Genomic DNA, 22,984 nt, shown 5'->3' with positions numbered 1-22,984 from the left:
AACACCCCTGGACAGTCCAGCAGACTGTCCAGCCGATGCGCTGGCTTTTGATTTCGACGAGGCGACCTTCAGCCATGCCAGCAATCGCGTGACCTTCGAAACCCTCCAGGCAAGTTTTGAGCTGCAAGAACCTGGTCTGAACCGTACTGCTGCAATGGCGCGTAATTGCATGGACTTAACCAGTGATCGATAGTGGTCGTTATGCTGTGGGAAGCCCAAATGAACCTGGTTTCAGCGCGACATCAAACCTCAACAACCGCTCAACCCACCTGACTCCGTCCTCGTTAAAGCGATGGGTGTAAGGCCCGGTGTTTGATTCGAAGGAAAGAGTCTTTCGACAATTGCGCAGTCGATCCAACGGCCGTCAAGACAGGCATGTTTCTCGTAAACTCCCACTTGGCGGAAGCCGGACGCTTCGCACAAGGCGAGGCTGGCGTGGTTGGAAGTGAATATGCGGGAAAGGATTTTCCAGAATCCGCGTGCCTCCGCTTCTTTGAGCAACGCCTGGAGCAGGCGTTTACCCATTCCCTGGCCGCGGACTTCACGGCTCATGTAAATAGAAAAGTCAGCGATGCCTTCATAGCAGGCGCGATCACGATAACCGCTGAGGCTCGCCCATCCGACACCTTGATCGTGCTCATCAAGCATCACCAGCACAGGATAACGATCATGAGTTTGGAGGCGCTCAAGCATGTCATCGGGGTTACGCGGGGTAGTTTCGAACGTAGAACTTCGTTCCTCAATCCCTTGGTTGTAAATGGTGGCTATCGAGGTTGCGTCATAGGGCTCAGCACGACGGATGCGCATGATGAATTTCCATTTTGTTGGTAGTAACAACATTCAGATCAAAAAAACTCAGTTTTGATTCAATTGCCTGGCATCTGAACAAGCGTCATTCGTGAGGCCGCATCGCTTTTGGGTAGTTCGTGTGATCTGTCTGAGCAGGGTTAATGCACCTTGCCTGGCTTCGGCTGAAAGGTTTTCAATCATTGCTCGCTCCTCGGCAATGAGGTCGCCCCTGATTTTTTCGTAAAGCCCCCTGCCAGCATCCGTGACCTGGATTTTCACGGCGCGACGGTCTTCGTCATCTTCAACGCGTGACACGTAGCCCTTGCGTTCCAGGGCATCGATTACACGGCTTGCCGTACTTTTGTCCAAAAACATTTCTTCAGCCAAGAGCTGGAGCCGCAGGGCTCCTCGCTTGACCAGCGTTTCGACCGCGTAGCATTGAGTGACCGAAACGTCGTAGCAGCAGATGCGCTCTCGATCACGAAACTGGTAAACACGGACGAGTTGGTTCAACGCCTCGTACAAATCCTCGGCATCCTGAGTCAGCTGGTCTTTTTTCCGCTTCGGCATAATCGTCACAATTTTGTTGTTAGCTGCAACAGTAATCGTGGTGATGCCGAACCGTCAACATAGCTGCGCTGGTTGACTATAGGAAATCCGTCGCACCATTTTGTTGTTACCACCAACAAAAATTAGCTAAACCATGTGAGCCAGCTGTGCTGCTTGCTGCTGGTTTGCGTGGTGGTCAGCTTTCGCCTCCTCGCGAAAAGTCATCCGACGGTCTGAGTGCGAGTCGCGCAGCTACGCAAGGAAAATAGCAATATCGAGAACATACGCTTTACTAGATATATGCAAGTACGTATATTCGGTTCTCCATATATATGGGACGCTGCCATGACCCAACCCATCAAAGTCCTTTTGGTCTGCGTTGCCAACTCTGCTCGATCCCAGCTCGCGGAGGCTCTGTTACGTCATACCGATCCGCGTTTCGCAGCGTTCAGTGCAGGCTCCAAGCCTTTCAGGGTTGATCCGCGTACCGTCGCCGCACTTGAATCCGTCGATGTGGACGCGTCCGGACTGCGCAGTAAATCCATCGACGAGTTTCAGGGTGATCGGTTCGATTACGTCATTACGCTGTGTGACAAGTCCGCACAGGAATGCCAGGCGATGCCCGGAGCCGGTGAGGTCATCGCCTGGGATTTTCCCGATCCGGTCACAAGTGAAGATCTCGGTGCATTTAGGCATTCCCTTCACGACATTCATGAGCGCATCAAACTTTTTGTGTTGGTGAAGACAAAGCATCTGGAGGATGTATGACTGAAGCCATGACTCCCACGGCGCTGTTCAAATGTCTGGCCGATGACACTCGTACCAAAATCACGTTGCTGATTGTTAGAGAGGGTGAACTGTGCGTCTGCGAACTGACCGCAGCCCTTGACCAGAGTCAGCCCAAAATTTCCCGCCATCTCGCACTGCTTCGCTCAGCAGGCTTGCTGATGGATCGCCGCCAGGGACAGTGGGTTTACTACCGACTCCATCCTGAGCTGCCTGACTGGGTGACCGCCGTTTTGAAAGACGTCATTGATGCGAACCAGCAATGGCTGCAAGACGAGGCCACGCGCCTGTGTGACATGAATGGCCGCCCTATCAAACAAGCCGTGTGCGACTGATACGCGCGCTTTATCGAGTGTTTGAAATGCTTCTTGCTCTATCAATTTTTATTTTCACCATCGTACTGGTCATCTGGCAGCCCAAAGGCTTGGGTGTGGGTTGGAGCGCGAGCCTGGGCGCTGTTTTAGCTCTACTCTCTGGCGTGGTCACCTTGGGAGACATTCCTGAGGTGTGGCACATCGTCTGGAATGCCACTGCCACCTTCATTGCCGTGATCATCATCAGCTTGCTGCTGGATGAGGCTGGTTTTTTTGAATGGACCGCACTGCATGTCGCACGCTGGGGCGCAGGCAGCACTAGAAAACTCTTTGCATTCATCATATTGCTGGGTGCCGCTGTATCGGCGCTCTTTGCCAATGACGGTGCTGCGCTGATCCTCACGCCGATCGTGATCGCAATGCTGCTCGCTCTACGATTTTCTCCCGCAGCCACTTTGGCGTTTGTTATGGCAGCAGGATTCATCGCAGATACCGCGAGCCTGCCGCTAGTGGTTTCCAACCTGGTGAACATCGTTTCCGCCGATTACTTCGACATCGGCTTTACCGAATATGCCTCCGTTATGGTGCCGGTGAACGTTGTTAGCGTTGCCGCGACACTGGTGATGCTGTTCTGGTTCTTTCGAAAGGAACTGCCCGCGACCTACGGGCTTGCACAACTGCATCAACCTTCTGAAGCAATTCGCGACCGGGCAACTTTTGTAGCGGGCTGGTGGGTGCTGGCGCTTTTGCTCATCGGCTTCTTCGTGATTGAGCCGCTAGGCGTTCCGATCAGTGTCATTGCTGCGGTCTGTGCGTTCATTCTCTACGTGATCGCTGCCCGTGGGCATGCCATCGATACAGGCAAAGTGCTCAAAGGCGCGCCATGGCAAGTGGTGATTTTTTCCTTGGGCATGTATCTGGTCGTCTACGGGCTCAAAAATGCCGGTCTCACCGACCACATTTCACAGATCCTAAACTTCTTCTCGGGCTACGGAATTTGGGGCGCATCACTTGGTACCGGGCTGCTCACAGCCTTGCTGTCCTCGATCATGAACAACATGCCAACAGTGCTTATCGGCGCTTTGTCCATACACGCTGCCGATGCCGAAGGCGTGGTTCAACAAGCAATGGTGTACGCCAACATTATTGGTTGTGACCTAGGCCCTAAGATCACGCCCATCGGCAGCCTCGCCACATTGCTTTGGCTGCACGTCCTGGCCAAAAAGAACATAACCATCACCTGGGGTTATTACTTCAAGACCGGCATTGTGCTGACCTTACCCATCATGATTGTCACGCTCTGCGCCCTGGCGTTGCGGCTCAGTTTCTAAAGTCTGAGAGGAATCTTTATGAAAGTCCTGTTCATGTGTACCCATAACAGCTGCCGCAGCATCCTCTCCGAGGCGCTGTTCAATCATTTAGCGCCCGAAGGCATAGAAGCAGTGAGCTCGGGAAGCTTTCCCAGTGGTCGAGTGAATCAGCGAGCCTTGCAGACGCTGGAAGCAGCAGGCATCTCCATTGCTGGCTTGAGCAGCAAGGCGTCGGATGCTTTTGAAGGCTCGCCGCCAGACATCGTTATTACCGTCTGTGATCGGGCTGCGGGTGAAGCATGCCCCATCTTCTTTGGCCCAGCCTTGAAAGCGCATTGGGGCTTGGCCGACCCGTCCGAAGCCTCTGGATCGGAAGGCGACATCAGCGCGGCGTTTGAAACCACCCTCGCCAAAATCCGCGAACGCGTGAGTGCGTTTCTTGCGCTGCCGCTGAATACCATGAGCCGTGACCCGCTCAAAGCTGAACTGAACCGTATCGGTTCGCTTTGAAGAGCAATAGAGGCTGTGCCAGCCAGGCGCATCCGCAGGAGTTTTTATGCAAGATACATTGCCGAACGTCCACACCGATCTGATTGACATTCCCTCCCTGGAGCAACTGAAGCCTCGCACGCCTTCACTCCATAAACCTCGAATCCTTCTGTTATACGGATCGACGCGAGAGCGCTCTTTCAGCCGATTGGTAACCCGAGAGGCCGCACGCCTGCTGGAGCAGTTTGGCGCTGAAACAAAGATCTTCAACCCATCAGGCCTGCCGCTGCCGGATGACGCACCCGACACCCACCCCAAGGTCGCGGAGCTGCGCGAGTTGATGCAATGGTCGGAAGGACAAGTCTGGTGTTCCCCTGAGCGGCACGGCTCCATGAGTGCGGTTTTCAAGGCTCAGATCGACTGGGTTCCGTTAGCGCTGGGCGCTGTACGGCCTACCCAAGGAAAGACCCTTGCTGTAATGCAGGTCTGCGGCGGCTCGCAATCATTCAACGTCGTCAATCAACTGCGGGTACTGGGTCGGTGGATGCGGATGTTCACTATCCCAAACCAATCTTCGGTGGCCAAGGCGTTCACTGAGTTCGACGAGGCGGGCCGGATGAAGCCATCCTCGTACTACGACCGTCTGGTGGACGTGATGGAAGAACTCATGAAGTTCACGCTGCTACTGCGGGATCGGCAGGATTACCTGGTTGATCGTTACTCCGAACGCAAAGAGTCCGCCGAAGAACTGTCCAGGCGTGTCAACCAGCGCTCCATTTAACGCTAGTGTGAGGAAACTGCATGAGCCAGATCACGCTTGTGTCGTCCGTCAGAGGTCATTCTTGACCTCCTCCCTCAAGCGCAGCGCGGCAGCTTCCTCAAAGAAGACGGGCAAGTCGTCATTGATGAGAATGGTGGTCACAGGGTTTGAACCGATACGAAGCAGATAGGTCTGGAGGGGTTGGTGTTGAATCAAAATCCGATACTTGATGTTGTGGTCATTGGCGGCGGCCAGTCCGCGCTGACCGTCGCCTATTTTTTAAAGCGTACGGGACTGTCCTACGTATTGCTCGATGCCGAGTCAGCACCGGGAGGCGCATGGCAACACGGATGGGATTCGCTCCGGCTCTTCTCGCCGTCTGCATGGAGTTCAATTGCTGGCTGGCCGATGCCCGCCGTATCCGACGGTACTCCAGGACGGGATGACGTCGTCGACTATCTGACCCAATACGAGCGCCGATATGACTTCCCCATCATTCGCTCCACGCGAGTAACCCGCGTCGAGAACATCGAAAGCGGGTTGCGTGTCATCTCTGGGGATAGTTATTGGGACGCCAAAGCGGTCATCAGTGCAACTGGCACTTGGAGCCGACCGGTTATTCCAGCCTATCCAGGGCACGAGTTGTTCGAGGGTGAGCAGATCCATTCTGCGCATTACGCCGGGCCGAGTGCGTTCGAGGGTAAGACTGTACTCGTCGTCGGCGGCGGCAACTCGGGCGCCCAGATTTACGCGGAGGTTTCAAAAGTGGCTCAGGCAACTTGGGTGACTCAAGAAGCGCCCAGATTTCTTCCGGACGAGGTTGATGGTCGTGCATTGTTCGAACGAGCCACCGCTCGGTTGAAGGCCCAACAAGAGGGCCTTGAGCTCCCTCAGTCCGAAGGCGGATTGGGAGACATCGTTATGGTGCCGACCGTAAAAGAAGCTCGGGAGCGTGGGGTATTGAGTTCGGTACGACCATTCACAAGTTTCACCCCAACAGGCGTGATATGGCCATCGGGCAACGAAACCAGGGTGGATGCCGTCATCTGGTGTACGGGCTTTTCTCCGGCGCTCGACCATCTGACGAGCCTGGGGATCGTAGGTCTGGACAACAAAATCGCAGTAACCGAAAACCGGAGCGTAGGATTACCCAATCTGTGGCTAGTGGGATATGGCGATTGGACGGGCCTCGCTTCCGCTACCTTGATAGGCGTAACCCGAACCGCTCGGGATGTGGTCAAGCAGGTTCAAGGCTATATTTCTTCAATGGTCTCAGCATGAAGTAGCAAGATGAGCATCGACATGATGACAATATTGACCAGTGCCCGGAGTGAAGAAAACAGCACCTGCCCCCCCATTTGCTCTCGGCTGGATTTGGTGCGAGCCCAGGTCGCGCTTGCTCCTGCGTATGAGCCGTCGTCATGCCCATCCCAGTGTGACAGCGCCCAGCACAAGATAACGCACGCCCTTGGCTAGGGTGACAATGAGCAGGAAACTCCAGAACGGCTCACGCATGACTCCCGCAACGACCGTCAGTGGGTCACCAATGAGGGGCACCCAGCACAGTAATAACGACCAGCGCCCGAATCGCAGATAAAATTGTTGGGCCTTTTCGAGCTTGCTCTCGCTCACCGGAAACCAGCGCCTGTGACGCAATCGCTCAACAGAGCGACCCAATAACCAATTCAGCGTAGAGCCGAGAACGTTGCCGAACGTGGCGACCGCGATGAGCGTAGACGCGACGTACCGGTCGGAAAGCAACATCCCCACCAGCACGGCTTCAGACTGCATTGGCAACAACGTAGCGGCACCAAATGCTGCCAGGAATAGACCCACGTAACTGGTGAGTTCAAACACTCGGAAGTCGCCTTATGCGGTCAGGCCGATCCAGCCATGGAAACCTACGTACAGGCCAACACCGATGATCAACACGCTGGACAGGTACGGAGCACGACGAGCCACGGTGCCCAACCAAGGCCAGCGATTGGACGCCTGTTTGGCACCAATGGCAGCAGCAGCTCCTACAGTCACTAGCGTGATTGCCAAACCGATGCTGAAGCACAGGACGAGCACGCCTCCCAATGCAACCTCTTTGACCTGAAGGCAAAGCAACAATACAGTGATGGCGGCAGGGCAAGGGATCAAACCGCCCGTCAAACCAAACACAACAATCTGGCCTGTGGTGACTTGTCGGTTAGTAAAGCGCTTACGAATATCGTTGGCATGTGCACGTTCGTGTGCATCCTGATAGCCGTCAATCGACAACTCCAGACCTTCCAGATCAAAATGTGCGTGCCCCTGATTACGCTCCTGATATTCCAAGTCATAATCATGGAAATGACCGGCATACCCAAGGCTTAAACGAGCGCTGAACTCATGCGGTTCCGGGATATCAACTGCCGACGCCAGGAAGCCCTCGCGCTCGACGAAAGCGAACGACTGAGTGCTGCCGTCAGGACGGGTCGTCATCAGGCGAACGTCTGAGGCTGCCCAGGCATGGCCGGTCAAGGTCTTCAAACGCCATTGCGGTGGCGTGCCTTGTTCAGAGATCGACAATTCGACACGACCATGGCCAGTATCGATTTGATGGTTTTCGTCATGATGTCCATGGTCATGTTCGTGGTGGTGATCATCACCCTGCTCGAATTTGAACATCTGCTCACCGCGCCAGGTACGCCACAGCATCCAGAGCGCAATCACGATGATCAGTGCCGAGGATGCAAGCTGGAAATACGGCTCAGTGGTTTGAGCGTCCAGGCCTTTGCCCAGGTACATGCCGCCGATCGCGACTAGCCACACTACGGCAGTGTGAGACAGCGTCGCCGCCAACCCCAACAAAACGGCCTGTTTTACCGAACCGCGGATGGCCACGATGAACGCCGCCATCATGGTTTTTGAATGGCCCGGTTCCAGGCCATGTAAGGCGCCAAGCAAGATAGCGCTCGGGAAATACAGCCAGGCGTGAGCCCCGCCTTGTTGCAACAGTTCAGCGAAGTTGGGCATGTCAGACCTAGAGATACTTGGTGATTTGCTTGAAGGCTTCCAGTGGTGCCCGCTCGCCATTGTTCAACGCCGAGACGGTGTCCTCCAGGCAATGATCAATGTGGTCCTGAATGAGCGTGCGCTTGGCCTGACACACTGCTTTTTCAACGGCGTGCAGTTGCTGAGCGATGTCCACGCACTGACGACCCTCTTCGATCATGGCGATGATGCCGCGTAAATGGCCATCCGCCCGCTTGAGGCGCTTGATGATAGCCTCATGACTTTGGTGGGTGTGGGGATGGCTGTGTTCGTGCTCTTGCTCACTCATGATCTGAGCCTCAGGCCTCAATGAATTACGTCCGCATCCTATCCCCCCCAGGGGGATAAGATCAAACGTATCGCGACCACAGTTCCGGGATATCCGACCGAAAACGACGAGCGAAATTGAAGACCTTGGGGACGCCAGCCGACTTTTGGGACACAGCGACAAGCGGATTACGGAGACGGTTTACCGTCGCGTGGGGGAGGTTGTGAAGCCGACCAGATGAAACCTTTTTTACCCAGAGTTGCGGAAACGATTCAAAAGATGCGGAAACGATCGTGATTCCCGCTCGGTAATTTCCCAAACCCCAGATACGAAAAAGCCCCGAATTTTCAGGGCTTTAGCGTTTCAAAAGTGGCGGAGACATAGAGATTCGAACTCTAGGACCTGTTACAGTCGGCAGTTTTCAAGACTGCTGCCTTAAACCACTCGGCCATATCTCCACTTGCATTGCGGGCGCCATAATACCCGAATGAAACACGCTGTCAAACTCTCTGGGTAGCCGTTTGCAGGCTCTCTGTTATGATCTTTGCAACTCAACATTTCAACCACCAGGAGTTTCGCCATGCGCGAACAGGATTACGCAGTTAATAACGGCGTGCAGGCCGATCAGCTAGAGGTTAGCCGCGTCCTGCGCAACACATACGGCCTTCTGGCCCTGACCCTTGCATTCAGCGGCGTCATGGCTTTTGTCGCCCAGCAGATGCGCGTGGGTTATCCCAACATTTTTGTGGTGCTGATCGGCTTTTACGGCCTGTTCTTCCTCACCAACAAGCTGCGTGATTCGGCATGGGGTCTGGTTTCGACCTTCGCCTTGACCGGTTTCATGGGTTTCCTGCTGGGCCCGATCCTCAATCGCTATCTGGGCATGGCTGGCGGCGCTGAAATTGTCAGCTCCGCGTTTGCCATGACAGCACTGGTGTTTGGTGGCTTGTCGGCATACGTGCTGATCTCCCGCAAGGACATGAGTTTCCTTGGCGGCTTCATCACCGCCGGTTTCTTCGTGCTGCTGGGTGCAACTCTGGCGAGCTTCTTCTTCCAGATCAGCGGGCTGCAACTGGCGATCAGCGCAGGTTTTGTGCTGTTCTCCTCCGTCTGCATCCTGTTCCAGACCAGCGCGATCATTCATGGTGGCGAGCGCAACTACATCATGGCGACCGTCAGCCTGTATGTATCGATCTACAACCTGTTCATCAGCCTGCTGCAGATCTTCGGCATCATGAGCCGCGACGACTGATAGATGGCCAAGCGTCAACAAAAAGCCCGCATTGCGGGCTTTTTGCTGTCTAGCGCCTGGGAATTCTTTATCATTGCCGGAGTTTCTCTGAACGAGCATCCCATGAAGTTCGCCATTGCCCTTTTTTCCGCCGCACACGCGCCCTCTTCTCGCCGGGCACTTTTGTTTGCCCGGGCTGCGCTGGCGGGTGGACATGAAATCGTGCGACTGTTTTTTTATCAGGATGGCGTCTACAGCGCATCAGCCAACGTCGTCGCGCCTCAGGACGAACAGGACATCGCTGCGCAATGGCGCGAATTCGTAAGCGAGAATCAGCTCGATGGTGTCGTCTGCATTGCCGCCGCTCTGCGTCGCGGGATCTTGAACGAAGAAGAAGCGCAACGCTATCAGCGCGCTTCTGCCAATCTCACTGCCCCTTGGGAGCTTTCCGGGCTCGGGCAGTTGCACGACGCCGCGCAGTCAGCCGATCGCCTTATCTGTTTTGGAGGGCCTTGAGATGACCAGGTCATTACTGGTGATCAGCCGTCAGGCGCCCTGGTCTGGGCTGAGCGCTCGTGAAGCATTGGACGTCGTGCTGGCAGGCGGCGCATACGATTTGCCGATCGGGCTGCTGTTTATGGATGACGGCGTGCTTCAGCTGGTTCAAACGCAAGACGCCGCAGCCGTGCAGCAGAAAGACCTCACGGCGAATCTCAAGGCGCTGGAGATGTTTGGCATCGAAGATGTTTTTGCCTGTGGGAAAAGCCTGGCCGAGCGTGGGATGTTTCCCGGCAACTTGAACATTGCTGTTCGACAGCTTCCCCAGGAGCAGGACATTTCCGAACTCATCGACCGCTACGACCATGTGATTACAATCTGATGGCCACCTTGCATGTGTTATCTCATTCTCCATTCGCCGACAGCCGCTTGACCAGCTGTTTGCGCCTGCTTGGCAGCAACGATGCGCTGTTGCTGTGCGGCGACGCCACCTACGCGCTGACGCAGGCGACCGCACCGCTGCAGGCGCTGGAAGACCGGGTCAACACCTTTGAGCTGTATGCCCTTGAAGAAGATATTCAGGCGCGCAACATGACGGTTCCGAGCTGGGTAAAGCGTGTGGATTATGCGCAATTTGTCGAGCTTTCGATCCGCTACGACAGGGTTAACACGTGGCTATGAAACATCTGACGGTCGAAGGACGCACTATCGCCCTGGACAAGGATGGCTTTCTCGCCAATCTCGACGACTGGTCGCTGCCGGTCGCTGATGCCTTGTCTACTCAGGAAGGTATCGAGTTGAGCCCTGAGCATGTGGAGATCCTCCAGACGCTGCGCGACTTCTATGCCGAATTCCAGCTATCCCCCGCGACCCGTCCACTGATCAAATACACCGCGTTGAAGCTTGGCCCCGAAAAAGGCAACAGCATGCACCTCAATCGCCTGTTCAACGGCACTCCTGCCAAACTCGCCGCCAAGCTGGCGGGCCTGCCAAAGCCGACCAATTGCATATGACTGAATACGCGCCGCTAACACTTGAAACCCCCGCCGAGCATCCATTTGCGCCCTTCGTGCGCATCCTTGGCAAAGGCAAGCGCGGGGCCCGCAACATGACGCGCGAGGAAGCTCGCGAGGCCATGGGCATGGTGCTCGACGAAAAAGTCGAAGACACGCAACTGGGTGCCTTTCTGATGTTGTTGCGCCACAAGGAAGAAAGCGCAGAAGAGCTGGCGGGTTTCACCGAGGCTGTGCGCGAACGGCTGAATGCGCCGCCGTTACCCGTGGACATTGACTGGCCAACCTATGCTGGCAAGAAGCGGCATCTGCCGTGGTATCTGCTGGCGGCCAAATGCCTGGCGCAGAACGGCGTAAAGGTGCTGATGCATGGTGGCGGCGCGCATACCGCCGGACGTCTATATAGCGAACAGTTGCTGGGATTGCTGGGCATTCCACTGGCTCGAAACTGGCTGGAAGTCGGCTCCGCGCTTGAACAACACAATCTGGCGTTCATCCCGCTCGCAGACTGGGCGCCACAATTGCAGCGCATGATCGATCTGCGCAACACGCTCGGCCTGCGCTCGCCCATTCACTCCCTGGCACGAATCCTCAATCCACTGGGCGCGCGCTGTGGTTTGCAGAGCATTTTTCACCCGGGTTATCAGAGCGTTCATCGCGACGCCAGCGGCTTGCTGGGCGATCACGCCATCGTGGTCAAAGGTGACGGCGGCGAAGTTGAAATCAATCCTGACACCATTAGCCATCTTTATGGCACCACCGATGGACAGTCCTGGGACGAAGAATGGCCTGCTCTCTCGGATCGTCGCCATGTGAAGCCGGCAACACTGGATCCGCAGCAACTGGTTGCTTTGTGGAAAGGTGAAGTACAGGACAGCTATCCGCAACTCGCGCTGATTTCCACCATCGCGCTGGCCTTGCGCGGTCTTGGCTTGACCCGAGATGAAGCCTTCGAACGCGCGGAACAGTATTGGGCGAATCGGGATACATCGATTTAACTGATCGTTACGCCCTACCCTTTGCGCTTTTTGTTCGAACGAATCGGCCTAGACTGTCCTCCAAAGTACGTAATCAACGAATTTGGAGTCAGATATGGGCCTTCTCGTAGAAGGACGCTGGCACGACCAGTGGTACGAAAGCAGTAAAGACGGGGCGTTTCAGCGTGAGCAAGCACAACGCCGTAACTGGATCACTGCGGACGGCAGGCCCGGCCCTTCCGGCGAAGGCGGCTTCAAGGCCGAAGCCGGTCGCTATCACCTCTACGTCTCGCTGGCCTGTCCATGGGCTCACCGCACGCTGATCTATCGCAAACTCAAAGGGCTGGAAAGCCTGATTGATGTGTCGGTGGTCAGCTGGTTGATGCGCGAAAACGGCTGGACCTTCGACGTTGAAAAAGGCTCCAGCGGCGACCCGCTCGACAACCACAATTTCCTGTATCAGCGCTACCTGGCCGATACTGCGGACTACACTGGCCGTGTCACCGTGCCGCTGCTGTGGGACAAAAAGCTGCAACGTATCGTCAGCAACGAGTCGGCTGAAATCATCCGCATGTTCAACTCGGCGTTCGACGGGCTGACCGGCAATCGTCTGGATCTGTATCCCGACGCTTTGCAGCAACCGATCAATGAGCTGAACGAGCGCATCTATCCTGCCGTGAATAACGGTGTTTATCGTGCGGGGTTTGCGACGTCGCAAGGTGCTTACGAAGAAGCGTTCGACGACGTGTTCGCAGAGCTTGATGCCCTCGAAAAGCTGCTGGACGAAAAACGTTACCTCACCGGTGAATACCTGACCGAAGCCGATATCCGCCTGTTCACCACCATCGTGCGCTTCGACCCGGTGTATCACGGTCACTTCAAATGCAACGAGCGCCGTATTGCCGACTACCCGAACCTGCGCAATTGGCTTTTAGAACTGTATCAGTGGCCGGGCGTGGCTGAAACGGTCGATTTCGAGCACATCAAGCATCACTATTACGCCAGTCACAGCACCATTAATCCGACGGGCATCGTGCCCAAAGGCCCGCAGCAGGATTTGAGCGTAGCCCACGACCGGACACGTCTTATCGGTCGCGATATCTGGCTAAAAGCCGGGCAATAAACAAACGCCGGACTGCTTGAGGACTCTGGAATCAGAGGCCTCGAACAGCCCGGCGTTTTTGTGCGCGTTTCTAGCGGATCAAACGCTGGCCTGAGCCCCTTCAAACCAGGCCAGTTTCTCACGCAACTTGACCACTTCGCCCACAATCACCAGGGTCGGCGCATGGACTTCATGCTCGGCCACCAATTGCGGCAAATTCGCCAGTGTTCCCGTGAACACTCGCTGATTGACCGTGGTGCCTTGCTGGATCAGCGCGGCAGGCGTGTCAGCCGAACGGCCATGCTTGATCAACTCCTCACAGATAATCGGCAGACCGATCAAGCCCATGTAGAACACCAGCGTCTGCCCAGGCGAAACAAGATCGGTCCACGGCAGATCCGTAGTGCCATCTTTCAGATGACCCGTCACAAAACGAACCGATTGGGCGTGATCCCGATGGGTCAGCGGAATCCCGGCGTAAGCCGCACAGCCGCTGGCGGCTGTGATACCCGGCACGACCTGGAACGGAATGCCGTGGGCTGCCAGCTCCTCGATTTCCTCGCCACCACGACCGAAGATGAACGGGTCCCCGCCCTTCAAACGCAATACGCGTTTGCCCTGCCTGGCCAGATCCACCAACTGTCGGTTGATCTGATCTTGCGGCAAAGCATGATCGGCGCGTTGCTTGCCGACATAGACACGTTCAGCATCGCGACGGCACAGGTCCAGAATTGCCGGCGCTACGAGTCGGTCATAAAGCACCACGTCGGCTTGCTGCATGAGGCGCAAGGCGCGGAACGTCAGCAGGTCCGGATCACCCGGCCCGGCGCCAACCAGATAGACCTCGCCCGGCGCATGTGGCGGCTCGCCCGCGACCTTGGCCATAAGCAGACGTTCTGCCTCGGCACCCTGCCCGGCCAGTTGTCGATCAGCAATCGGGCCCTGGAAAACTTCTTCCCAGAAAGCACGACGCTGGGTGACGTCCGGATACAAATGCTTGACCTGACTGCGAAACCGCGCTGCCAGACCGGCCAACTGACCATAAGTCGAAGGAATCCAGGTTTCCAGCTTGGCGCGAATCAACCGTGCCAGTACTGGAGCATCACCGCCGCTGGAGACGGCGATGACCAAGGGCGACCGATCCACGATGGCCGGGAAGATCACGCTGCACAGGGCAGGCGCATCGACCACGTTCACCGGCACGCACCGCAGCTTGGCATCGTCGGAAACCTTTGCATTGAGCGGCTCGTCATCGGTGGCGGCGATGATCAAAACGCAGCCATCCAGATCGCTTTCGCGGTAGCCGCGAAGAATCAGCTGACCGCCATTGCCCTTCACCAACTCCGCCAGTTGCGGTTCGATTTCAGGCGCAACCACCCGCAGTCGCGCGCCGGCGTCGGCGATCAAGCGGGATTTGCGCAAGGCAATCTCGCCACCGCCCACGACCAGCACTTGGCTGCCACGCAGGTTATGGAACAGCGGCAGGAATTCCATTTAGCCGATGACCTCAATACCGCCCATGTAAGGCTTGAGCACTTCAGGCACGCGGATCGAACCGTCAGCCTGCTGGTAGTTTTCCAGCACAGCGACCAGGGTACGGCCAACGGCCAGACCCGAACCGTTCAGCGTATGAACCAGTTCCGGTTTGCCGGTTTCCGGATTGCGCCAGCGAGCCTGCATACGGCGCGCCTGGAAATCACCGCAGTTGGAGCACGACGAAATTTCGCGGAACTTGTCCTGGCTCGGGATCCAGACTTCCAGATCGTAGGTTTTCACGGCGCTGAAACCCATGTCACCGGTGCACAACGCCAGCACGCGATAAGGCAGCTCAAGCAGTTGCAGGACGCGTTCAGCGTTGCCGGTCAGCGATTCAAGCGCTGCCTGGGACTGATCCGGCGCGACGATCTGAACCATTTCGACCTTGTCGAACTGGTGCTGTCGAATCATGCCGCGAGTATCACGGCCCGACGCGCCCGCTTCACTGCGGAAGCATGGCGTATGGGCGACGAACTTCAATGGCAGTTGCTTGGCGTCGAGGATTTCGCCGGAAACGATGTTGGTCAGCGACACTTCCGCCGTCGGAATAAGGTACAGATCCGCCTCGCCTTCGCGGGAGATCTTGAACAGATCTTCTTCGAATTTTGGCAACTGGCCAGTGCCTTGCAACGCTGGCGCCTGAACCAGGTAGGGCGTGTAGGCTTCTTCGTAACCGTGTTCGTAGACGTGCAGATTGATCATGAACTGCGCCAGCGCGCGATGCAGACGTGCGATAGGTCCGCGCAGCAAGGCGAAACGGGCACCGGAAAGCTTGGCGGCCGTTTCAAAATCCAGCCAGCCGTATTTCTCGCCCAGCGCAACGTGGTCCTGAACGGCGAAGTCGAATGCGGTCGGCGTGCCCCAGGTGCGGACTTCGACGTTGTCGTCTTCGTCCTTGCCAACCGGTACCGATTCATGAGGCAGGTTCGGCATGCTCAGCAGCATGGCATCCAGCTCAGCCTGGATCGCGTCCAGCTCCACTTTGCCGGTGCTCAGTTCTTCAGCCATGCGCTCGACGTCAGCCATCAGCGGCGCAATGTCTTCGCCGCGCTGCTTGGCCTGACCAATGGATTTGGAACGGGCATTACGCTCGGCCTGCAGTTGCTCGGTGCGGGTCTGTACCGTCTTGCGCTGGGTTTCAAGCGCTTCGATACGGGCGACATCCAGTGTAAAGCCACGGGAAGCCAGGCGATCCGCTACGTCCTGAAGTTGAGTACGTAACAGTTTGGAATCGAGCATATCGTTCTCTCGTCTATCAAAGTCTGGTCAGGGACAGGCCAACCCACGTCGCGAGCAGCCCGCCGAACACGCTGATCCCTGCATAGCCCAGGGCCAGAGGCATTTGCCCGCTTTCCAGCAGGCGCAGCGTATCCAGTGAAAAGGATGAAAAGGTCGTAAGACCACCCACAAAGCCGACAATCAGTCCGGCGCGAATCTCGATCGGTACTTCCGGACGCAACAGGAACAGCCCGTAAAGCACGCCAATGATCAGGCAACCGACGATGTTGACCGCCAGCGTCGCCGTATAGAAATGCCGTGGCCAGTTCGCGCTGACCCAAGTGCCAGCAGCGAAGCGCAATAATGTACCAGCGATCCCGGCAACCGACACCGCAAGAATGGTTCTGATCACAACTACTTTCTCCGTTGCCGGGGGCTTGCTGCGTCCAGCGCAGCCAGATGACGCAGTTTTTCGCCGATTTTCAGCTCAAGGCCACGAGGCACTGGCTGGTAATACTGACGCGGTTCGAGCTCGTCAGGAAAGTAGTCTTCGCCGGCAGCGTAGGCATCCGGTTCGTCGTGGGCATAGCGGTATTCTTCGCCGTAGCCCAGTTGTTTCATGAGTTTGGTTGGCGCGTTGCGCAAGTGCAGCGGGACTTCAAGAGAACCGTGCTCAGTCGCTTCGCGCATCGCCGTCTTGAAGGCCATGTACACCGCATTGCTTTTCGGCGCACAGGCCAGGTACACAATCGCCTGCGCAACGGCCAGTTCGCCTTCCGGACTGCCCAGCCGCTCCTGCACATCCCAGGCGGACATGCACAGCGGCAGCGCGCGCGGATCGGCATTGCCGATGTCTTCGCTGGCCATGCGCACCACACGGCGCGCCAGATACAGCGGATCGCAGCCACCATCGATCATGCGCGCGAACCAGTACAGCGCCGCATCAGGATTGGAGCCACGAATAGATTTATGCAGCGCTGAAATCTGGTCGTAGAACGCTTCGCCACCCTTGTCGAAGCGACGTCGGCTGTCACCCAGCAGGCTTTGCAGCAAATCGAGGCCGATTTCCGAGCCATCTTCAGCCAGGTCGGACGCGTTCTCCAGCAGATTGAGCATGCGTCGACCATCGCCATCAGCGGCAGCCATCAACATCGCAAAGCCTTCATCGCTGAGGCTCAGGCGGTGCTGGCCCAGCCCGCGATCCTCGGTGAGCGCGCGCTGCACCAGCTTGCGCAGCGCCGACTCGTCGAGACTCTTGAGCACGTAGACCCGGGCCCGAGACAGCAAGGCATTGTTCAGTTCGAACGAAGGGTTTTCCGTGGTGGCGCCAATGAAGATCAGTGTGCCGTCTTCGACATACGGCAGAAACGCGTCCTGCTGAGACTTGTTGAAGCGATGCACTTCGTCGACAAACAGGATTGTACGTCGGCCGTATTGCCCGGCCTGCTGCTTGGCCACTTCAACGGCCAGGCGAATTTCCTTCACACCCGCCAGCACTGCCGAAACGGTTTCAAAATGCGCATCGGAAACCTTGGCCAGCAGCCGCGCCAACGTGGTTTTGCCAACGCCGGGCGGCCCCCAGAAAATCATCGAGTGCAGCGCGCCCTGCTCCAACGCTTCGCGCAGCGGCTTGCCGTGGGCAAGCAGATGCTCCTGGCCGACGTATTCGTCCAGGTTGGTCGCACGCAAGCGTGCGGCCAGCGGCTGAGCTATCGGATCACTTCGAAACAGGTCCATGGGCGACGTTTAAAACCTCTTATTCCTGAATGACATCAGCGCCTTTCGGAATCTGGAACTGGAATTTGCTCGCCGCGATCGGCTCGTTGGCCTTCACGCCCGTGAACAGGATATTGGTGCGCTGACCCACGCTGTCGATCAACTGCATGTCGTTGATGATGCCGTTGCGAAACGACAGGCGCAGGCTGTCGAACAGCGTGTCCTTGGTCTTGGGCTTGAGCACGAAGTCGATCACGCCGCCCGCTTCCTTGGAGGAGACTTCAAAGCTTTCGCTGATCTTCGAAACATCGCCGGACAGCAACAAGGCTGGAGTCTGGGTCAGGCGCTGGTCCAGGGTCTTGATCGTGACTTGCTCAAGATCGGGGTCCCACAGCGAAACCTTCTTGCCATCCGAAACCATCAGCTGTTCCTGTGGCGCATCGGTGTGCCAGTTGAACAGGCCTGGACGCTGCAAGGCCATCTGACCGGCCGTTTCCTGCAACTGAGTGCCGCTGCCATCCAGGGTCAGCTGGGAGAAGCGTGCGGTAAGGGTCTGGGATTTTTCCAGCAACTGGGTCAGCCGCGCGACATCCTTGCTGTCGGCATGGGCCGGGATCGCGGAAAAGGTCAGTGCAGTTACCAACAACATGCGGATAAGACGCATGGGATTCCTCATTGAGTTCGGTGAAATCCCGCCGACGCATCCAATGCATCGGCGGACAGGTTGTTCAAAGTCTTGCTGTCAGTCACGCATCGGCGCCGGTGCGATGACTTCGCGAGACCCGTTGGTGTTCATGGAAGTGACGACGCCAGCCATCTCCATGGCTTCGATCATGCGCGCGGCGCGGTTGTAGCCGATCTTCAGCTTGCGCTGGACCGCAGAAATCGAGGCGCGACGACTTTCGAGGACGAACTTGACCGCTTCGTCGTAGAGCGCATCACTTTCACTGTCGTCGGAACCTTCGCTGCTGCCGCCATCGAAGCCGCTGCCGGGCTCTTCAACACCTGCCAGAATATCTTCGTTGTAGTCCGGCGTCCCGCGCAGTTTCCACGCTTCGACGACGCGGTGAACCTCATCGTCGGAAACGAATGCGCCGTGCACACGGATTGGCAGGCTCGTGCCCGGCGGCATGTAAAGCATGTCCCCGTGACCCAGCAATTGCTCGGCGCCGCCCTGGTCGATGATGGTCCGCGAGTCGATCTTGCTCGACACCTGGAACGCCATTCGCGTCGGAATGTTGGCCTTGATCAGGCCGGTGATCACATCAACCGACGGTCGCTGCGTTGCGAGAATCAAGTGAATCCCCGCCGCACGGGCTTTTTGGGCAATACGTGCGATCAGTTCTTCGACCTTTTTGCCGACGATCATCATCATGTCGGCAAATTCGTCGACCACCACCACGATGGTCGGCAACTTGGTCAGCAGCGGCGCTTCGTCATGAATGCTTTCGCGCTTGTACAGCGGATCGACCAGTGGCGTCCCGGCTTCCTGCGCTTCCCTGACCTTCTGATTGAAGCCCGACAGGTTACGCACGCCCATCTTCGCCATCAGCTTGTAGCGACGTTCCATCTCGGCAACGCTCCAGCGCAAGGCGTTGGCGGCGTCCTTCATGTCGGTCACCACCGGGCAGAGCAAGTGCGGGATGCCTTCGTAGATCGACAGCTCAAGCATTTTCGGGTCGATCATGATCAGCTTGGCGTCTTCCGGGCCGGACTTGAACAGGATCGACAGAATCATCGCGTTCACACCGACCGATTTACCGGAACCGGTGGTACCCGCGACCAGCAAGTGTGGCATTTTCGCCAGATCGGTGATCACCGGCTTGCCGCCGATGTCGTGCCCCAACGCCAGGGTTACCGGCGATTTGGCATCGTCATACTCGGGAGTCGCCAGCACTTCGGAGAAGCGCACGATCTGCCGGTCCTCATTGGGAATCTCGATACCGACCGTGGTCTTGCCAGGAATCACTTCCACGACCCGCACGCTGGTGACCGCGAGGGAACGCGCCAGGTCCTTGGCCAGGTTGGAAATACGGCTGACTTTCACACCCGCAGCGGGTTGAATTTCGTAACGGGTAATGACCGGGCCAGGATGGATCGAGTCGACGGTAACCTCGACGCCAAACTCCTTGAGCTTGATTTCCAGCAGATTGCCGACTGCGGCCAGTGACTCTGGCGAGTAATTGAGCTGTTTCTTTTCTGCCGGATCAAGAATCGAGATCGGCGGCAAGGTGCCTTCCACCGCGCTGTCGACAAACAACGACGCCTGCTTTTCCTTCTGCACGCGCTTGCTTGGCTCAGGGGCCTTGGCAGGTGCTGGCGGGATGACCGTAGCAAGGTGTTTTTCCCGCTCGGCCACCGGCTTGGTGAAGACTTGTTCACGGGGCGGCTCGACCGGTCGTTCTTTGGGCTTGACCGGCTCACGCCGCTCACCGGCAACCGGCGCCACCTTGTCGTAGTCCCGGCTATCGGCTTCCCGCAGTTGCGCGACCATCTGCTTGCGCTCGTTGCGCGCCGTCCACCAGCGGCTGGCCGCGCCCTGAAACAGTTCCAGCAGATCCAGAGTGATCTTGCCGGTCACGTCCATGACCTTGAACCAGGACAGATCGGTAAACACCGTCAGGCCGAACAGGAACAGGGCAATGAACAACAAGGTGCTGCCCTGGATGTTCAAGGCTTTCTTGGCCATGTCGCCCAGGATCTCGCCCAGAACGCCGCCCGCTGAACCGGGGAAACCGGCCGTAAAGTGGAAATGAATATGCGCCAGCGCGGCACCGGCCAGAACCAGGAACACCAGGCCGATCAGGCGCCAGGAAAATAGCCAGCCGCTCCACTGCCAGGGTTCGTGACGATGACGGAAGATCTGATACGTCTTGATCGCCAGCAACAACGGGAATATGTAGGCAAAGTAGCCCAGTACCATGAACAGGATGTCAGCGCAGAACGCGCCGGCACGCCCGGCCGCGTTCTGCACTTGTACCGCGCTGCTGGTATGGCTCCAGCCGGGGTCGTTCTGGTCGTAGGTCAGCAGTGCCATCATCAAATACAGGCACAGGGCGCCGAAAGCGATCAGCGCACCTTCCTTGAGCCGGTAGTGCAATTGCTGCCGCCAAAGCGGAACGGGGCTGGGTGCTGCGGTGGATTTCTTCAAAACGCTTTTATTCCTGCGCTGGAGCGCGAACATCTGATGGTTGACGTCGAACGTACTGTATTCACGAAATAAGGATCGTCAATCCTGAAAACGGGTGTAGACGGCGCGCTGCCAGGCGCGGACCGGACGATGACTCGAAAGACACGAAACAAGGTTGGCATTGTACGGGTTTGCACCGTCGATGCCACGCTAGTCTGGCTTGGGTGTAGCATATCTTCAAGCCTCACCGGGAACGGTCAATTTGAGCACGCATTGTCTTTGCTGACAAAGACTTATGAGACGTACCTTGCTCGGCTTCGCGAAACGTTCCGGGCCATACGAATTCAGGGTGACTTATCACCCAAAAAGCCATCATACGGTCAGGAGACCGACCTCAAAAGGACGACCGCTTATGACCACGCATGTCACCCAGAGTTGCAGCATGGCGCTTATCGCCCTCCCCTCTCGCGCAGCCCTGACCTCATGCTGACCTGGCTGCAGCGCAACAGCCTGGTATTTCCGCCACTGGAAAAAGCCATGCGTGAGCCGGACGGTTTGCTCGCCGCAGGCGGTGATCTATCGGCGGTCCGACTGATTCAAGCCTATCGCCATGGCTGCTTCCCGTGGTTCCAGGAAGGCCAGCCGATCCTTTGGTGGTCGCCGGATCCGCGCACGGTGATATTTCCCGAAGAGCTGCATGTATCACGCAGCCTGGGCAAGCTCATCCGGCAGGGACGTTTTCAGGTGACCTTCGATCAGGACTTTGCTGCAGTGATACGCGCCTGCGCAGGGCCGCGCAGCTATGCCGATGGCACCTGGATCACCGGCCCGATGCAGACCGCTTATCTGGAATTGCACGAGCGCGGTCATGCTCACAGCGTGGAAGTCTGGGAAGACGGTACGTTGGTGGGCGGCTTGTATGGCCTGGCCATGGGACAGCTGTTCTTCGGCGAATCGATGTTCAGCCATGCCGACAACGCCTCGAAAGTGGGTTTTGCCACTCTGGTCAAGCGTTTGAGCGAGTGGGGTTTCGTATTGATCGACTGTCAGATGCCAACCGACCATATGCACAGCTTTGGCGCTCGCCCCATCCCGCGCCAGGCGTTCGCTGAATATCTGCGTCGCCATCTGGACCAGCCAAATAACGCCGACTGGCTGCCTAGGCGAGTTCAGCAGCCTGACATACACTCTAACTAAAGGTTTTTATCAGGGGGGCGATCATGACAGAGCTGGCCCGGCTTAAGTTTTATGCCACTCAACCCCATTCCTGCAGCTATTTGCCTGAGGAACAGGCGACCACGCTGTTCCTGGACCCCAGCCAGCCGATGGACGTCAAGGTCTATGCTGACCTCTCGGACATGGGCTTCCGCCGCAGTGGCGATCACCTGTATCGACCTCACTGTCAGAATTGCAGCGCGTGCGTGCCTGCCAGAATTCCCGTCGACCTGTTCGTACCGAATCGGCAGCAGAAGCGCATTTTCAAACGCAACGCTGATATCCAGGTCACCAGCACCAAGCCCCATTTCACCGAAGAATATTTCGATCTTTATCAGCGCTATATCGAACAAAGGCATGCTGATGGCGACATGTTTCCGCCAAGTCGCGACCAGTTTTCGACTTTTTTGGTTCGCGACCTGCCCTTCTGCCGATTCTATGAATTTCGTGTGGAAAAACGCCTGGTTGCAGTGGCGGTTACCGACCTGCTGCCCAATGGCCTTTCAGCGGTTTACACCTTCTACGAACCGACCGAAGAGCGCCGCAGTCTGGGGCGATACGCGATTCTGTGGCAGATTGCCGAGGCGTCGCGCATGAAGCTCCATGCGGTCTATCTGGGGTACTGGATAAAGAACTGCCAAAAGATGAATTACAAGACGCAATATCGGCCCATTGAGCTGCTGACAAATCAGAGATGGGTCACTCTTTACTGAAGCCCTTGGCTTAAACATCATTTTTCGGGCACAATGCACGCCGCTTTTGCCTGGCGCCACTTGCACCGGGCCACTCATTGGATACCGAGGGCTTTACTGCATGTCGAAAGAAGACAGCTTCGAAATGGAAGGCACTGTCGTCGACACCCTGCCCAACACCATGTTTCGTGTGGAGTTGGAAAATGGGCACGTCGTAACCGCGCATATATCCGGCAAGATGCGCAAGAACTACATCCGTATTCTTACCGGCGACAAGGTGCGTGTTGAACTGACGCCCTACGACTTGAGCAAAGGGCGCATTACTTACCGCGCCCGTTAAGCAAGTCTTGTCAAAAACGCCCGGCATCTG

The 22,984-nt window shown here is 57.0% G+C and carries 27 protein-coding genes, 1 tRNA gene and 3 pseudogenes; 19 read left to right on the top strand and 12 right to left on the bottom strand.

Features of this window, described 5'->3' with window-relative positions; genetic code table 11:
• Nucleotides 1-7 precede the first annotated feature (7 nt).
• Nucleotides 8-157, top strand: a pseudogene (locus tag CFII64_RS29270) (chromate resistance protein ChrB domain-containing protein); the annotation flags it as partial.
• Nucleotides 158-249: 92 nt separating this feature from the next.
• Here the strand turns inward: CFII64_RS29270 and CFII64_RS07805 are convergent.
• Together CFII64_RS07805 and CFII64_RS07800 are read right to left on the bottom strand one after the other, a co-directional pair.
• Nucleotides 250-807: an arsinothricin resistance N-acetyltransferase ArsN1 family A gene (locus CFII64_RS07805; RefSeq protein ID WP_020290245.1), complete on the bottom strand. Its 558-nt coding sequence runs from the start codon at nt 805-807 to the stop codon at nt 250-252.
• Nucleotides 808-855: 48 nt separating this feature from the next.
• The gene (locus CFII64_RS07800) at nt 856-1,359 is read right to left on the bottom strand and encodes a MarR family winged helix-turn-helix transcriptional regulator (RefSeq protein ID WP_020290244.1); all 504 of its coding nucleotides are present in this window, start codon (nt 1,357-1,359) and stop codon (nt 856-858) included.
• Between the two features lie 324 nt (nt 1,360-1,683).
• Here CFII64_RS07800 and CFII64_RS07795 point away from each other — a divergent pair, with 324 nt between their 5' ends.
• The 7 genes and pseudogenes from CFII64_RS07795 to CFII64_RS07770 all read left to right on the top strand — a co-directional run bounded on the left by CFII64_RS07795 (nt 1,684) and on the right by CFII64_RS07770 (nt 6,278).
• Nucleotides 1,684-2,106, top strand: coding sequence for an arsenate reductase ArsC (locus tag CFII64_RS07795; RefSeq protein ID WP_020290243.1), 423 nt, complete (start codon nt 1,684-1,686; stop codon nt 2,104-2,106).
• Nucleotides 2,103-2,459 (top strand): metalloregulator ArsR/SmtB family transcription factor, encoded by a 357-nt coding sequence (locus CFII64_RS07790; protein ID WP_020290242.1) that lies wholly within the window; start codon nt 2,103-2,105, stop codon nt 2,457-2,459. Before CFII64_RS07795 ends, CFII64_RS07790 begins: the two co-directional genes overlap by 4 nt.
• Before the next feature lie 26 nt (nt 2,460-2,485).
• Nucleotides 2,486-3,769, top strand: coding sequence for an arsenic transporter (locus CFII64_RS07785; RefSeq protein WP_020290241.1), 1,284 nt, complete (start codon nt 2,486-2,488; stop codon nt 3,767-3,769).
• An 18-nt stretch (nt 3,770-3,787) separates the two neighbouring features.
• Nucleotides 3,788-4,258: an arsenate reductase ArsC gene (locus tag CFII64_RS07780; RefSeq protein ID WP_020290240.1), complete on the top strand. Its 471-nt coding sequence runs from the start codon at nt 3,788-3,790 to the stop codon at nt 4,256-4,258.
• A 46-nt stretch (nt 4,259-4,304) separates the two neighbouring features.
• The gene (gene arsH / locus CFII64_RS07775) at nt 4,305-5,018 is read left to right on the top strand and encodes an arsenical resistance protein ArsH (RefSeq protein ID WP_020290239.1); all 714 of its coding nucleotides are present in this window, start codon (nt 4,305-4,307) and stop codon (nt 5,016-5,018) included.
• A 30-nt stretch (nt 5,019-5,048) separates the two neighbouring features.
• A pseudogene (locus tag CFII64_RS30220) lies at nt 5,049-5,168 on the top strand (arsenate reductase); the annotation flags it as partial.
• A 33-nt stretch (nt 5,169-5,201) separates the two neighbouring features.
• Nucleotides 5,202-6,278: an ArsO family NAD(P)H-dependent flavin-containing monooxygenase gene (locus tag CFII64_RS07770; RefSeq protein WP_371106424.1), complete on the top strand. Its 1,077-nt coding sequence runs from the start codon at nt 5,202-5,204 to the stop codon at nt 6,276-6,278.
• Between the two features lie 138 nt (nt 6,279-6,416).
• On the opposite strand, the gene CFII64_RS07765 is transcribed toward CFII64_RS07770, so the two are convergent.
• From CFII64_RS07765 to CFII64_RS07755, 3 genes are read right to left on the bottom strand one after another with little or no spacing between them, the layout of a single operon-like run.
• Nucleotides 6,417-6,854, bottom strand: a complete 438-nt coding sequence (locus CFII64_RS07765; protein ID WP_020290236.1) for a YqaA family protein — start codon at nt 6,852-6,854, stop codon at nt 6,417-6,419.
• A gap of 12 nt (nt 6,855-6,866) precedes the next feature.
• Nucleotides 6,867-8,000 carry a nickel/cobalt efflux protein RcnA gene (locus CFII64_RS07760; RefSeq protein WP_020290235.1) on the bottom strand — a complete coding sequence of 378 codons (1,134 nt, stop codon included), beginning with the start codon at nt 7,998-8,000 and terminating at the stop codon, nt 6,867-6,869.
• 7 nt (nt 8,001-8,007) lie between these two features.
• On the bottom strand, nt 8,008-8,307 hold the full coding sequence (locus CFII64_RS07755) for a metal-sensing transcriptional repressor (protein ID WP_020290234.1): 300 nt from the start codon (nt 8,305-8,307) through the stop codon (nt 8,008-8,010).
• A 76-nt stretch (nt 8,308-8,383) separates the two neighbouring features.
• On the opposite strand from CFII64_RS07755, the pseudogene CFII64_RS30215 reads away from it, so the two are divergent.
• Nucleotides 8,384-8,527: pseudogene (locus CFII64_RS30215) on the top strand (integrase); the annotation flags it as partial.
• A gap of 129 nt (nt 8,528-8,656) precedes the next feature.
• Here the strand turns inward: CFII64_RS30215 and CFII64_RS07750 are convergent.
• A tRNA-Ser gene (locus CFII64_RS07750) sits at nt 8,657-8,744 on the bottom strand.
• A gap of 122 nt (nt 8,745-8,866) precedes the next feature.
• Between CFII64_RS07750 and CFII64_RS07745 the strand changes: the two genes are divergently transcribed.
• From CFII64_RS07745 to CFII64_RS07715, 7 genes are all read left to right on the top strand, one after another.
• On the top strand, nt 8,867-9,538 hold the full coding sequence (locus CFII64_RS07745; RefSeq protein ID WP_020290233.1) for a Bax inhibitor-1/YccA family protein: 672 nt from the start codon (nt 8,867-8,869) through the stop codon (nt 9,536-9,538).
• A 102-nt stretch (nt 9,539-9,640) separates the two neighbouring features.
• On the top strand, nt 9,641-10,033 hold the full coding sequence (gene tusD, locus CFII64_RS07740; RefSeq protein ID WP_020290232.1) for a sulfurtransferase complex subunit TusD: 393 nt from the start codon (nt 9,641-9,643) through the stop codon (nt 10,031-10,033).
• A gap of 1 nt (nt 10,034) precedes the next feature.
• A complete protein-coding gene (gene tusC, locus CFII64_RS07735; RefSeq protein ID WP_020290231.1) occupies nt 10,035-10,397 on the top strand; it encodes a sulfurtransferase complex subunit TusC in 363 nt (120 codons plus the stop codon).
• A complete protein-coding gene (gene tusB / locus CFII64_RS07730) occupies nt 10,397-10,696 on the top strand; it encodes a sulfurtransferase complex subunit TusB (RefSeq protein ID WP_020290230.1) in 300 nt (99 codons plus the stop codon). The genes tusC and tusB overlap by 1 nt, the downstream gene beginning before the upstream one ends.
• The gene (locus tag CFII64_RS07725) at nt 10,693-11,028 is read left to right on the top strand and encodes a TusE/DsrC/DsvC family sulfur relay protein (protein WP_020290229.1); all 336 of its coding nucleotides are present in this window, start codon (nt 10,693-10,695) and stop codon (nt 11,026-11,028) included. Before tusB ends, CFII64_RS07725 begins: the two co-directional genes overlap by 4 nt.
• The gene (locus tag CFII64_RS07720) at nt 11,025-12,026 is read left to right on the top strand and encodes a glycosyl transferase family protein (protein ID WP_020290228.1); all 1,002 of its coding nucleotides are present in this window, start codon (nt 11,025-11,027) and stop codon (nt 12,024-12,026) included. Before CFII64_RS07725 ends, CFII64_RS07720 begins: the two co-directional genes overlap by 4 nt.
• Before the next feature lie 94 nt (nt 12,027-12,120).
• Nucleotides 12,121-13,128, top strand: a complete 1,008-nt coding sequence (locus tag CFII64_RS07715; protein ID WP_020290227.1) for a glutathione S-transferase family protein — start codon at nt 12,121-12,123, stop codon at nt 13,126-13,128.
• Between the two features lie 78 nt (nt 13,129-13,206).
• Here CFII64_RS07715 and cysG read toward each other — a convergent pair whose 3' ends face one another.
• The 6 genes from cysG to CFII64_RS07685 all read right to left on the bottom strand — a co-directional run bounded on the left by cysG (nt 13,207) and on the right by CFII64_RS07685 (nt 20,761).
• Nucleotides 13,207-14,601, bottom strand: a complete 1,395-nt coding sequence (gene cysG / locus CFII64_RS07710) for a siroheme synthase CysG (RefSeq protein ID WP_020290226.1) — start codon at nt 14,599-14,601, stop codon at nt 13,207-13,209.
• On the bottom strand, nt 14,602-15,882 hold the full coding sequence (gene serS / locus CFII64_RS07705; protein ID WP_020290225.1) for a serine--tRNA ligase: 1,281 nt from the start codon (nt 15,880-15,882) through the stop codon (nt 14,602-14,604).
• Between the two features lie 16 nt (nt 15,883-15,898).
• Nucleotides 15,899-16,273 carry a fluoride efflux transporter CrcB gene (crcB, locus tag CFII64_RS07700; protein ID WP_020290224.1) on the bottom strand — a complete coding sequence of 125 codons (375 nt, stop codon included), beginning with the start codon at nt 16,271-16,273 and terminating at the stop codon, nt 15,899-15,901.
• 2 nt (nt 16,274-16,275) lie between these two features.
• The gene (locus CFII64_RS07695; RefSeq protein ID WP_020290223.1) at nt 16,276-17,598 is read right to left on the bottom strand and encodes a replication-associated recombination protein A; all 1,323 of its coding nucleotides are present in this window, start codon (nt 17,596-17,598) and stop codon (nt 16,276-16,278) included.
• A 19-nt stretch (nt 17,599-17,617) separates the two neighbouring features.
• A complete protein-coding gene (gene lolA / locus CFII64_RS07690) occupies nt 17,618-18,241 on the bottom strand; it encodes an outer membrane lipoprotein chaperone LolA (RefSeq protein ID WP_020290222.1) in 624 nt (207 codons plus the stop codon).
• 78 nt (nt 18,242-18,319) lie between these two features.
• Entirely contained in the window at nt 18,320-20,761 is a 2,442-nt protein-coding gene (locus CFII64_RS07685; RefSeq protein ID WP_177325405.1) for a DNA translocase FtsK, read from the bottom strand.
• Nucleotides 20,762-21,190: 429 nt separating this feature from the next.
• On the opposite strand from CFII64_RS07685, the gene aat reads away from it, so the two are divergent.
• The 3 genes from aat to infA all read left to right on the top strand — a co-directional run bounded on the left by aat (nt 21,191) and on the right by infA (nt 22,954).
• Nucleotides 21,191-21,904 (top strand): leucyl/phenylalanyl-tRNA--protein transferase, encoded by a 714-nt coding sequence (gene aat, locus CFII64_RS07680; RefSeq protein WP_020290220.1) that lies wholly within the window; start codon nt 21,191-21,193, stop codon nt 21,902-21,904.
• Between the two features lie 23 nt (nt 21,905-21,927).
• Nucleotides 21,928-22,635: an arginyltransferase gene (locus CFII64_RS07675; protein WP_020290219.1), complete on the top strand. Its 708-nt coding sequence runs from the start codon at nt 21,928-21,930 to the stop codon at nt 22,633-22,635.
• Nucleotides 22,636-22,735: 100 nt separating this feature from the next.
• A complete protein-coding gene (gene infA / locus CFII64_RS07670; protein WP_002553999.1) occupies nt 22,736-22,954 on the top strand; it encodes a translation initiation factor IF-1 in 219 nt (72 codons plus the stop codon).
• Nucleotides 22,955-22,984 lie beyond the last annotated feature (30 nt).

It is taken from the genome of Pseudomonas sp. CFII64, assembly GCF_000416235.1.
Lineage (GTDB): Bacteria > Pseudomonadota > Gammaproteobacteria > Pseudomonadales > Pseudomonadaceae > Aquipseudomonas.
The sequence above is the reverse complement of the archived record's forward strand: the minus strand, read 5'-3'. Positions and strand labels throughout refer to the sequence as shown.